Consider the following 11,365-nt stretch of genomic DNA (forward strand, 5'->3'; position numbering starts at 1 on the left):
GCCGTTTCAGAGCACCACGCGCAGACACTGGCCTGCGTGATACAGGGTGAATCCAGCGTCGTAGGCCAGGGTCCTTATCGAGCTGCCGGAGACTTTCCCGCTGCTGGAGAAACTCACTGGCAGAGCCTGAGCGTCGTTGGTCAGCAGGTAGTCGGCAAAACACTTGCCCACCAGCGTGCCGGTGGTGACACCCCGTCCATTGAAGCCCGTCGCCGCCAACAGTCCCGGCGCAGGTTCGAACAATCGCAGCAGGTGGTCCGGCGTGAAACCGATGCGACCGGTCCAGGTGCTTTCCCACTCAACCTTGCCCAACTGAGGAAAGTAATGCTGCTGGATGCGGTCGGCCCATCGGCGAATGAACCACAGCGGATAATTGCCAGCATTGCCCAGACTGCCAAGTACCAGACGCCCCTGCGCATCGCGACGGATGCTGCTGAGGACCGTGCGCGTGTCCCACGAACCCTGTCCGCCGCGCAGAATCCCGGCCTGTTCATCACCGCTGAGCGGTTGCGAGGCGACCTGATAGTAGTAGCCGGCGAAGATGTGATCCTTGATGTCGGTCCACTCGCCTTCGGTATAGGCATTGGACGCAATGATCACTTTTTCTGCGCGCACGCTCCCGGCTGCGGTCGACACCTTCCAGCCATCGGAGGTGCGTTGCAGTCCGGTCACTGACGAGCCACCGAACAACTGCCCGCCCCGCGCCACCACGTTGAGCGCCATGCCCGATACATAAGCCATCGGGTTGACGGTGCCCGCACGATGGTCCAGCAACGCGCCGGCGACCTTGTCGGTGCCGCAGGCGTCTTCGCAGGTCTTGCCGGTCAGCAATTCAACATTGGCACCCCGGCGCTGCCACTGCTCGGCGCGACTGCGCAGGTCTGCAAGCCCCTTGGCGTTGTGTGCCATGTGCAGGTTGCCAGTGCGTGTCTCCTGGCACTCGATGTTGTATGTGTCGATGGTCGCGAACACCAGCGCAGGCGCCGCGCCCAACGCGGTATTGAGCCGCGAGGCCTCGACCGCGCCCAGCGTTTTTTCCAGCTCGTCGGGCGCGACCCAGGTTCCGGCGTTCACCAGACCGACGTTACGCCCGGACCCGCCGTGACCTACCTGATGGGCTTCGACCACGCACACCGACTTGCCGCCCTCCAGCAACTGCAGGGCGGCCGACAGTCCGGTAAAACCTGCGCCGATGATGCACACATCCGCGCTGCATTCGCCGAACAGCGCAGGGCTGACCGGACGCTGCGGCGTCAACTGCTCCCAAAGACACCCTTCATGCAAGTGCGCCATCGAACAACTCCAGCCATGCCCGAATCAATCAAAGACGATGCCCTGAGCCAAAGGCAGCTCGCGGGAGTAGTTCACGGTATTGGTCTGTCGGCGCATGTAGGCGCGCCACGAATCGGAGCCCGACTCACGACCGCCGCCGGTTTCCTTCTCGCCACCGAACGCCCCACCAATCTCCGCACCGCTGGTGCCGATATTGACGTTGGCGATACCGCAGTCGCTGCCCGCCGCACTCTGGAAAGCCTCGGCTTCACGCAGGTCGGTGGTGAAAATGCACGACGACAGGCCTTGTGGCACTTCATTGTTCAGGCGCAGCGCTTCTTCGAAGTCGTCGTAGGCCAGCACGTACAGGATCGGCGCGAAGGTCTCGTGACGGACCACCTCGCTCTGGCCGGGCATTTCTGCGATGGCCGGGGTGACGTAGTAACCGTTCGGGTATCTGTCCTGCAGTTGACGTTCGCCGCCGAACACTTGGCCGCCCTCGTCACGTGCTTTGGTCAGCGCATCCTGCATGGCCGAGAATGCCTGTTGGTCGATCAGCGGACCGATCAGATTGCCTTCGCGTGGATCGCCGACGCGCACCTTGGCGTAGGCGGACTTGACCCGCGCAACCACTTCATCCTTGATGGAGCGGTGCACGATCAGACGGCGCAACGTTGTACAGCGCTGCCCGGCCGTGCCCACGGCGCTGAACAGAATTCCGCGAACGGCCAGATCGAGATCGGCGCTCGGGGCAAGGATCATGGCGTTGTTGCCGCCCAGTTCCAGAATGCTGCGGCCGAATCGTGCCGCGACACGCGGCCCCACTTCACGGCCCATACGGGTGCTGCCGGTGGCGCTGATCAACGGCACGCGCGGGTCGTCGACCAGTGCTTCACCTGCATCGCGATCACCAATCACCAGTTGCGCGAGGCCCTGTGGCGCGTCACCAAAAATCTTCAGCGCCTTGTCGAACAGTGCCTGGCAGGCCATCGCAGTCAGGGGCGTTTTCTCCGACGGCTTCCAGATCACCGGGTTGCCGCAGACCAGCGCCAGCGTGGTGTTCCAGGCCCAGACCGCAACAGGGAAGTTGAACGCGCTGATCACACCGACCACGCCCAGTGGATGCCAGGTTTCACGCATATGGTGACCGGGACGCTCGGAGGCGATGGTCAGTCCGTACAACTGGCGCGACAGGCCCACGGCGAAGTCGCAGATGTCGATCATTTCCTGCACCTCACCCAGACCTTCCTGAGTGATCTTTCCCGCTTCGACCGATACCAGCTCGCCCAGTTGAGCTTTATGCTCGCGCAATACTTCGCCAAAGATCCGCACCAGCTCGCCACGACGTGGGGCCGGCACAGTGCGCCATTTCAGAAAGGCTTCGTGCGCAGTGTCGATCCGCGCCTGCACTTGAGCGCTGCCTTCCAGCGTGACTGAAGCGATCTGACTGCCATCGATCGGGGTATGGACGGGATAATTTCCGTCGGTGCAGGCACTTTTCGCCACGCCCAGATTGGCTAACAACTCGGCAACCATGCTGATTCTCCTGTCATGACAAGGGTTGAAATCAATGATGACCCAGTATCGACCCGTTCAAGGGCTGCTCACAAACGACGTTTTTGAACGACATGATTCCTTTCAGGAATGAACTATTGGCTCATCCAGACATTAAAAGCCTCAACTTCCTGAATTATTGGAATGACTCGGTGATTTTATTTCGTTTGTGGCGAGTCCCCCTTGTGCGTTTGGATAGCCCATCACGCCATCGTCGCAGAGCCTGTCCATGAGCGAACATATCAGCGAATCCATTTCCTTCGTCCACAGCATGACGCTGTCCCATGGCCGCAATGCGGAAGTGTGGGACACCACCGGCAAGCGCTATATCGACTTCGTCGGTGGCATCGGGGTGCTCAATCTGGGGCACTGCAACCCTCAGGTGGTCAAGGCGATTCAGGAACAGGCGGCAAAACTGACCCACTATTGCTTCAACGCCACGCCGCACGAGCCTTATCTGCGGTTCATGGCGCAACTCACGCAGTTCGTGCCGGTGAGTTATCCGTTGAGCGGCATGCTCACCAACAGCGGCGCGGAAGCGGCGGAAAACGCGCTGAAAATCGTCCGTGGCGCGACAGGTCGCACGGCGGTGATCGCGTTCGACGGCGGCTTTCACGGTCGTACGCTGGCCACGCTGAACCTCAACGGCAAGGTTGCGCCCTACAAACAGAAAGTCGGCGTCTTGCCGGGGTCGGTGTTTCATATCCCGTTTCCCAGCAAGGACAACGGTGTCACCACCGACCAGGCGCTCAAGGCCATGGACCGCCTGTTCAGCGTCGAGATCGACGTCAATGATGTGGCCTGTTTCATGTTTGAACCGGTGCAGGGTGAAGGCGGTTTTCTGGCCATGGAGCCGGAATTCGCTCAGGCGTTACGCGCGTTCTGTACCGAAAAAGGCATCGTGCTGATCGCCGATGAAATCCAGTCGGGCTTTGGCCGCACCGGACAGCGTTTTGCCTTCAGTCGCCTGGGCATCGAACCGGATTTGATTCTGCTGGGCAAAAGCATCGCCGGTGGTATTCCGCTGGGTGCCGTGGTCGGACGCAAGGCGCTGCTCGACAATTTGCCCAAGGGCGGGCTGGGCGGCACTTATTCCGGTAATCCAATTGGCTGCGCAGCGGGCCTGGCCTCGCTGGCGCAGATGACCGATGAAAACCTGTCGACTTGGGGCGAGCAGCAGGAAAACGCCATTGTGTCGCGCTACCACGCCTGGCAGGCAAACAAGCTCTCGCCGTATCTGGGCAGATTGACCGGCGTGGGCTGCATGCGCGGCATTGAGCTGATGACACCGGACGGCGCGCCAGCCTCCCGACAACTCGCCGACCTGCTGACCTCGGCCAGAGAAGCCGGGCTACTCTTGATGCCCAGCGGCAAGTCCCGGCATATCATTCGACTGCTGATTCCACTGACCATCGAGCCCGAGGTGTTGAACGAAGGGCTGGATATTTTCGAGCGCTGCCTGGCGGCGCTGGCCTGATTTGATGACTGATAGAAACCGGGAAGAGCACGGAGATACAACCCTGATGAGCACCGCACGCTTTGCCAGTCCTGACGATATTCGCGCTGGCTTTTCCCGCGCCATGTCGCAGATGTACAAGGAAGAAGTCCCGCTGTACGGCACGTTGATGGAGCTGGTGAGCGAGGTCAACGACCAAGTCATGAGCCATGACCAGCGCGTGCTGGACAGCCTCAGGCAGACCGGTGAAATCCAGCGTCTGGACATGGAGCGCCACGGCGCGATCCGGGTTGGCACCGCGCTGGAACTGGCCACCCTCGCCCGCCTGTTCGCAGTGATGGGGATGGAACCGGTGGGTTATTACGACCTGACGCCTGCGGGCGTGCCGGTGCATTCGACGGCTTTTCGTGCCGTGCATGAAAGCGCGCTGCAGGTCAGCCCGTTTCGCGTGTTCACCTCGCTGCTGCGTCTGGAGTTGATCGAGAGCGACAGCCTGCGTGAGTTCGCCGGTCAGGTGCTTGCCAGCCGTCAGATCTTCACTGCGAGGGCGCTTGAGCTCATACAAAAGCACGAGCAGAACGGCGGCCTGGATGAAGCGGACGCCGCGGAATTCATTCAGCAGGCGCTGGAGACCTTTCGTTGGCACAACACGGCCACGGTTTCGCTGGAAGATTACCAACAGCTCAACGCCCAGCATCGCCTGATCGCCGATGTGGTGGCGTTTCGGGGTCCGCACATCAACCACCTCACGCCGCGCACGCTGGATATCGACGCGGTGCAGGCAGGCATGCCCGGTAAAGGCATCACGCCCAAGGCCGTGGTCGAAGGCCCGCCGCGCCGTCGCTGTCCGATCCTGCTGCGCCAGACCAGCTTCAAGGCGCTGCAAGAGCCGATTACTTTTGTCGGCCAAAACGCCAATGAGTCCGGCAGTCACTCGGCCCGCTTCGGTGAAATCGAACAGCGCGGCGCGGCGCTGACGCCCAAGGGGCGCGCGCTGTACGACCGGTTGCTGAACGCGGCACGCGAAGCGCTGGGCGAGTTTCCCAATGAGGCCAACGCTGTGAGCTATTCGGCGCTGATGGAAAAAGCCTTTGAAGCGTTCCCGGACAGCTACAGCGAGATGCGTGCTGAAGGTCTGGCTTACTTTCGCTACTTCCCGACCGAGCAGGGTCTTGCTGCACGCGTCGAGGCAGGCACGGACCTTGAGCAATGGATTCAGGAGGGTTACGTGCGCTTCGAGCCATTGGTGTACGAGGATTTTCTACCGGTCAGTGCGGCAGGCATCTTCCAGTCCAACCTGGGCGACAACGCGCAGACGCACTATGCGATCAGCTCGAATCAGGAAGATTTCCAACAGGCACTGGGGCGTCAGACGCTCGATGAGTTGAAGCTGTATGCCGAGACCGAGCGCAGGTCGGTGGAAGAATGCAACGAGGCCCTGGGTCTGCAGGCCGTCAAAAGAGGACGCGACGCGTCCTGAAAGGCATTGCTACGAGCGCGTGGGAACGATCATTTTTCACGCTCTATAATCGTGCCCATGCTCCGCATGGGCACGCCGCCCGTGACGCCCTGCGTTACATTCCTGCGCTGCAAACACGTCTCGAATTTCCCCTTCCAGTGTTCTCTTTAACGCAACGATAAATAAAATCTGCAATATTGGTGTGTAACCTCCCGCTATGCATACTGCGATGGCGGGAGGACCTCGATTGTTCCTCTTGAAAGGCTCGAAGCAGCCTGGGTCCGCTGATTTCGGACCTTATAAAAATACTCGGCCGGATACCGGTCTCCATGACTCCATGGACTTCCAACGCTGCCCTGGCGCGTCGCTGCGCCTACCTGAAAAAACAGAATAACGATTGATAAGGCCTTTAAAGGTCATTCAGCAGGCAAGGGGATCATCATGCAAAATTCACACGCAGCCGTCGTGGGCGACAAGCAGGCCGTTTCTTCGACGGTGAAGCTGTATGTCTGGGCCGCCGTCATCCTCGTCGTTGCCGAATCCATTGGCGCCATCAGCATCCCACTTGGCCCGGGTAAAGTGGTCCTTCTGCCGATGGTCTGGGCCTTATTGCTGGGCGCGATGATCGGCATCGCCAGTCGACGCATGCCGGGCACCATCGGCATCGATCACCGCACGCAACTGCGCTCCGCGTCCATTCTGCAACCGGCCCTGCTGATCTTCATCGCCAAACTTGGGCTGGTGGTCGGCGGCTCACTGCCAGTCGTATTCGCCTCGGGGTGGGCGCTGGTGTTCCAGGAGTTCGGGCATTTTGTCGGCACGGTGATTCTGGGCTTGCCGGTGGCGCTGATGCTGGGGATCAAGCGTGAAGCGATTGGCGCAACCTTTTCGGTCGGACGCGAGCCAAGCCTGGCGATCATTGGCGAACGCTACGGCATGGACTCCCCGGAAGGACGCGGCGTGCTTGCCGAGTACCTGACCGGCACACTGTTCGGTGCGCTGTTCATTGCCATCGTGGCCGGTTTCATTGCCAGCCTGAATATCTTCCATCCCAATTCGCTGGCGATGGGTTCCGGCATCGGTTCGGGCAGCATGATGGCGGCCGCTGCGGGCGCTATTGCGGCTCAGCAGACCCCTGAAGTGGCCAAGGAAGTCATGACCCTGGCGGCGGCGTCGAACCTGATCACCACCACCATCGGTACTTATTTCACGCTGTTCATCTCGTTGCCGCTGGCGGTCTGGGGCTATCGGGTTCTCGAACCGCTGATCGGCCGTACCACCAAAGCTTCGATCAGCGATGAAGGCCTGCGTCACAGCGATGTGTCGCTGGACGTGCCTGAGCTGGGCTGGTCGGGCAAGGTCAGTGCGTGGCTGGCCGCCGGTGCGCTGGCATTGATCGCCAACTATGTCGGCTACAAGACCTTGTCCGCCGATGCCTTCACCGGCATAGGCATCATGATTTTCTGCGCCTTCGTCGGTGAAGCGCTATGCGGCCTGATTCGCCGCAAGATTCCGGCAGTGTGCATGGTGTCGCTGGTGGCGATGTTCCTGACCTCCCCGGCCTGCCCATGGGCCGCGGAGATCGCGCGCCTCACCAGTTCGATCAACATGCTGGCCGTGATCACGCCCATGCTGACCTTCGCCGGCCTGTCGATTGCCAAGGATCTGCCAGCGTTTCGCCGTCTGGGCTGGCGGATCGTGCTGGTGTCGTTCCTGGCCAACTTCGGCACCTTCATCGGCGCAGTGATGATCGCCGAGTTGTTTCATTGATTGGGTGCTTATAAAGGATCGTTCCCATGCTCCGCGTGGGAACGTCTCTCAGGACGCTCCCGAATCTGACGCAGAGCATCACGGAATGCAGGCGAACGCGGAGCGATGGGCACGATTGGTTACGCGCCGAGCACGCTCTCTTCACGCCTCATTCACCAGCCAGTCATGCACGGCCCGGCGTGCCGGGGTGTTGAGGGCGCCTTCGCGGTAGGCCAGCACGTATTTCTTGCGGGCCTTGATCGGCTGTCCGAACGGCACGATCAGCGAGCCCTGTTCAAGCTCGTCAGTGATCAATGCCTTACGGGCGATGGCCACGCCCATGCCCATGCGCGCAGCGTCGATGGTCAAGTGGTTGCGGTTGAACGTGTGGCCGCGGCGCACGTCAATGCCGTCGGCACCAATCGCAGTCAGGTAGAACTCCCACTCTGCGTACTCATAACTGCCGCGCCAGGCAGTGATGTCGTGCAGCAACGGAAAGTGCACCAACTGGCTGGGTGTATCCAGCGGCGGTTTGCCTTCCAGCAATGTGGGCGAGCAGACCGGAAAAAGCTCTTCCTCCAGCAGCGGCGTGGTCGACAGGCCGGGATAGCTTCCGTCATTCAGGTCGATGGCCAGGTCAAAGTCGTCATCGCGCAACGAGCCACTGCTGTCTTCGGCAATGATCCGCAGTTGAATATCCGGAAACGCTTCCTGCAACCGTGGCAGGCGCGGCATCAGCCACTTGCTGAGAAACGATGGAATGCAGCGCAGCTTGAACACCCCGCCGATCCGTCCTGAATACAGCAGGCGCAGTTCTTCGCTGATGCGGCTTTGCACTTCGTTGGCGACCACCGCCAGGCGCTGCCCCTCAGCGGTCAACTCAAGACCGCGACCGACGCGATGAAACAGCGCAAACCCCAACCGTTCCTCAAGCTGGCGCATCTGCTGGCTGATCGCACCCGGCGTGACGTGGAGTTCCTCGGCGCAGCGCGTGAAGGAGAGGTGTCGGGCTGCACAGGCAAAGACCTGTAACCAGGCGTGCATCTGTGCGTTGAAAATTCTGCTCATTGAAGAGTTCCGCTAAAGCGTTGCATAGGAACAATCGTTTGTCGTTTCGACAGCTGAAGCCAAAGATGAAAGCCAGAAAGAAGGGGTTTCAACTCCTCTGCATCATCTCATTTGAAGGACCACCGTGATGGCTATCAGCGTCTTCGACATGTTCAAAATCGGCATCGGCCCGTCCAGCTCCCATACCGTCGGGCCGATGCGGGCCGGAGCTTTATTCGTCACCGACCTGCGCAATCAGGATCGTTTGCACAGCGTAGAACGTGTTGAAGTGCGATTGTATGGCTCTCTGTCCGCCACAGGCATCGGTCATGGCAGTGATCGTGCGACGGTCATGGGCCTGATGGGCGAATGGCCAGACCAGATCGACCCCAGCCAGGTCAACCAGCGGATCGACGCGCTGCGTGCAGACGGCCAACTGCTGCTGGCCGGTGAACAGCCGATCACCTTCGTCTGGGAACGCGACATGTGCCTGCTCGAAGAAAGCCTGCCCTATCACCCCAATGGCATGACGTTATGCGCGTATGGCAAGTCGGGCGAGTTGTACGAGCAGACTTACTATTCGGTAGGCGGCGGCTTCGTGATCGACGCGGCGCAAGCAGCCAGCGGCGTGCTGGATGCGGACGACACCGTTCTGCCTTACGACTTCTCCAGCGGCGCGCAGTTGCTGAGACTGTGCAAGGCCCATGGCCTGAGCATCTCCGAACTGATGATGGCCAACGAAAAGGTCTGGCGCAGCGAAGAAGAAATCCGCTCGCGCATCATGGTCATCTGGGCCGCGATGCAGGCCTGCGTAAACAAAGGCCTGCTCGAGACGGGTATTCTGCCCGGCGGCCTGAACGTGCGTCGTCGTGCCTACCGGCTGCACCAGAGCCTGCAGAACCTCGACAACCCCAACGTGATCGGCTCGACCCTCAGCGCCATGGAATGGGTCAACCTGTTCGCGCTGGCGGTCAACGAAGAAAACGCTGCGGGTGGGCGCATGGTGACGGCACCTACCAACGGCGCGGCAGGCATCGTGCCTGCTGTGCTGCACTACTTCATGAAATTCAAACCCACGGCCAACGATGACGACGTGGTGCGCTTCTTCCTGAGCGCCGCCGCTGTCGGCATCCTGTGCAAGAAAAACGCTTCCATCTCCGGGGCTGAAGTGGGTTGTCAGGGCGAAGTGGGTTCAGCCTGCGCCATGGCCGCTGCGGGTCTGGCGGAGATTCTCGGGGCAACGCCGGAGCAGGTGGAAAACGCTGCCGAGATCGGTCTGGAACATAACCTGGGCCTGACCTGCGACCCGGTCGGCGGACTGGTTCAGGTGCCGTGCATCGAGCGCAACGCGATTGCCGCCGTGAAGGCAATCAACGCAGCACAGATGGCCCTGCGTGGCGACGGTGAACACTTCATCTCGCTCGACCACGCCATCCGCACCATGCGCGACACGGGCGCGGACATGCATGACAAGTACAAGGAAACCTCACGCGGCGGCCTGGCGGTGAACCTGATCGAGTGCTGATCTGCACGGCGGGTTATCCGTAACCCGCTGAGCAAGCGCCTTCATGGTGGGCGGCGGTTTGCCGGCGATGCAGTCGAACGGACACACTCGCCGGCAAGCTATCTCCCGCAGTCCGGTGAACGCCACTGGACACGCATCCTTCACACCACCGGCAAACACTGCTCCACCAACGACGTCCAGACCTTCACACCGGGCTCGATCACCTGATCGTTGAAGTCGTAATACGGGTTGTGCAGCGCTGCCGAAGGCTTTTCTCCGTCCACGCCCATCCAGATGTAGGCGCCCGGACAGGCGTGCAGCATGAAGGCAAAGTCCTCCGAGGCCATGGACGGGTTGCAGCCCCATTGCACGTTGGCTTCACCGACTGCGGCAACAGCGGCACGACGAATCGTCGCGGCGGCTTCGACGTGGTTTTCGGTGACCGGATAACCGACGTTGTAGACCAGTTCGCCACGCACGCCGAAAGCCATCGGCAGACGCTCGACGAATTCGCCGATCCATTGCTGAACCTTCTCGCGCACCGGGGTTTGCAGACAGCGAACGGTTCCGCGCAGCACGGCCGTTTCCGGCAGCACGTTGATGGCCTCACCCGCGTTGAACTGGGTAATGCTGACTACCGCGGAGTCCAGCGGAGACAGGCGCCGGGACACGATGGTCTGCAGACCCAGCACCAGCTCGGCAGCGGCCACAATCGGGTCGTTACCCTTGTCCGGCATGGCGGCGTGGCTGCCCTTGCCGGTCAGGGTGATTTCGAAGGTGTCCAGCGACGCCATCATCGGCCCCGGATTGACCACCACCTTACCCGCAGGCACGCCGGGCCAGTTGTGCAGGCCGTAGATGGCCTCCATCGGAAAACGCTCGAACAGTCCGTCTTCGATCATGCGCTGTGCGCCGCCGAGGTTTTCTTCGGCAGGCTGAAAGACAAAATGTACGGTCCCGCGAAAGCGCCGCGTCTCGGCCAGATGCCTGGCAGTGGCAAGCAGAATGGCGGTATGCCCGTCATGCCCGCAGGCGTGCATGCAGCCTTTGTGCGAAGACTTGTGTGCGGTGTCGCCCAGTTCCTGGATCGGCAAGGCGTCCATGTCGGCGCGGATGCCGATGGTCGGGCCGTCGCCGGTGCGCAGGGTGCCGACCACGCCGGTTCCGCCCAGCCCGCGATGGACCTCAAGACCAAAGTCGGTCAGCAGTTGCGCCACCTTGTCCGAGGTTTTCAGCTCCTGAAACCCCAGCTCCGGGGCCGCATGAAGGGCGCGGCGCCAGACCGTGGCTTCTTCGATCAGTGTCTTGGAAACAGTCATGTCGA

Annotated in this window: 8 protein-coding genes; 4 read left to right on the forward strand and 4 right to left on the reverse strand. The window is 61.1% G+C overall.

From position 1 onward, the window contains the following. Positions 1–6: 6 nt before the first annotated feature. The gene (gene amaA / locus KDX39_RS19020; RefSeq protein WP_231661425.1) at positions 7–1,293 is read right to left on the reverse strand and encodes an L-pipecolate oxidase; all 1,287 of its coding nucleotides are present in this window, start codon (positions 1,291–1,293) and stop codon (positions 7–9) included. A 24-nt stretch (positions 1,294–1,317) separates the two neighbouring features. Next, positions 1,318–2,808, reverse strand: a complete 1,491-nt coding sequence (gene amaB / locus KDX39_RS19025; protein ID WP_231661426.1) for an L-piperidine-6-carboxylate dehydrogenase — start codon at positions 2,806–2,808, stop codon at positions 1,318–1,320. A 247-nt stretch (positions 2,809–3,055) separates the two neighbouring features. On the opposite strand from amaB, the gene KDX39_RS19030 reads away from it, so the two are divergent. From KDX39_RS19030 to KDX39_RS19040, 3 genes are all read left to right on the forward strand, one after another. After that, positions 3,056–4,303 carry a 2-aminoadipate transaminase gene (locus KDX39_RS19030; protein ID WP_231661427.1) on the forward strand — a complete coding sequence of 416 codons (1,248 nt, stop codon included), beginning with the start codon at positions 3,056–3,058 and terminating at the stop codon, positions 4,301–4,303. Positions 4,304–4,349: 46 nt separating this feature from the next. Next, the gene (hglS, locus tag KDX39_RS19035) at positions 4,350–5,762 is read left to right on the forward strand and encodes a 2-oxoadipate dioxygenase/decarboxylase HglS (protein WP_231661428.1); all 1,413 of its coding nucleotides are present in this window, start codon (positions 4,350–4,352) and stop codon (positions 5,760–5,762) included. A 420-nt stretch (positions 5,763–6,182) separates the two neighbouring features. Beyond that, a complete protein-coding gene (locus KDX39_RS19040) occupies positions 6,183–7,511 on the forward strand; it encodes a DUF3100 domain-containing protein (protein ID WP_231661429.1) in 1,329 nt (442 codons plus the stop codon). Positions 7,512–7,652: 141 nt separating this feature from the next. Here KDX39_RS19040 and KDX39_RS19045 read toward each other — a convergent pair whose 3' ends face one another. Continuing rightward, a complete protein-coding gene (locus tag KDX39_RS19045; RefSeq protein ID WP_184320254.1) occupies positions 7,653–8,558 on the reverse strand; it encodes a LysR substrate-binding domain-containing protein in 906 nt (301 codons plus the stop codon). Between the two features lie 127 nt (positions 8,559–8,685). Here KDX39_RS19045 and KDX39_RS19050 point away from each other — a divergent pair, with 127 nt between their 5' ends. Further along, positions 8,686–10,062 carry an L-serine ammonia-lyase gene (locus tag KDX39_RS19050; protein ID WP_231661430.1) on the forward strand — a complete coding sequence of 459 codons (1,377 nt, stop codon included), beginning with the start codon at positions 8,686–8,688 and terminating at the stop codon, positions 10,060–10,062. Between the two features lie 140 nt (positions 10,063–10,202). Here the strand turns inward: KDX39_RS19050 and KDX39_RS19055 are convergent, their stop codons facing one another. Next, on the reverse strand, positions 10,203–11,360 hold the full coding sequence (locus KDX39_RS19055; RefSeq protein WP_231661431.1) for a M20 aminoacylase family protein: 1,158 nt from the start codon (positions 11,358–11,360) through the stop codon (positions 10,203–10,205). Positions 11,361–11,365 lie beyond the last annotated feature (5 nt).

The sequence above is a fragment of the Pseudomonas sp. CDFA 610 genome (genome assembly GCF_021147865.1).
In the GTDB taxonomy this organism is placed as follows: Bacteria; Pseudomonadota; Gammaproteobacteria; order Pseudomonadales; family Pseudomonadaceae; genus Aquipseudomonas; species Aquipseudomonas alliivorans.

Excerpts from the sequence above, each read along its gene's own strand:
- amaA (WP_231661425.1), bottom strand. The coding sequence starts at position 1,293 with ATGGCGCACTTGCATGAAGGGTGTCTTTGGGAGCAGTTGACGCCGCAG.
- amaB (WP_231661426.1), bottom strand. The coding sequence starts at position 2,808 with ATGGTTGCCGAGTTGTTAGCCAATCTGGGCGTGGCGAAAAGTGCCTGC.
- KDX39_RS19030 (WP_231661427.1), top strand. The coding sequence starts at position 3,056 with ATGAGCGAACATATCAGCGAATCCATTTCCTTCGTCCACAGCATGACG.
- hglS (WP_231661428.1), top strand. The coding sequence starts at position 4,350 with ATGAGCACCGCACGCTTTGCCAGTCCTGACGATATTCGCGCTGGCTTT.
- KDX39_RS19040 (WP_231661429.1), top strand. The coding sequence starts at position 6,183 with ATGCAAAATTCACACGCAGCCGTCGTGGGCGACAAGCAGGCCGTTTCT.
- KDX39_RS19045 (WP_184320254.1), bottom strand. The coding sequence starts at position 8,558 with ATGAGCAGAATTTTCAACGCACAGATGCACGCCTGGTTACAGGTCTTT.
- KDX39_RS19050 (WP_231661430.1), top strand. The coding sequence starts at position 8,686 with ATGGCTATCAGCGTCTTCGACATGTTCAAAATCGGCATCGGCCCGTCC.
- KDX39_RS19055 (WP_231661431.1), bottom strand. The coding sequence starts at position 11,360 with ATGACTGTTTCCAAGACACTGATCGAAGAAGCCACGGTCTGGCGCCGC.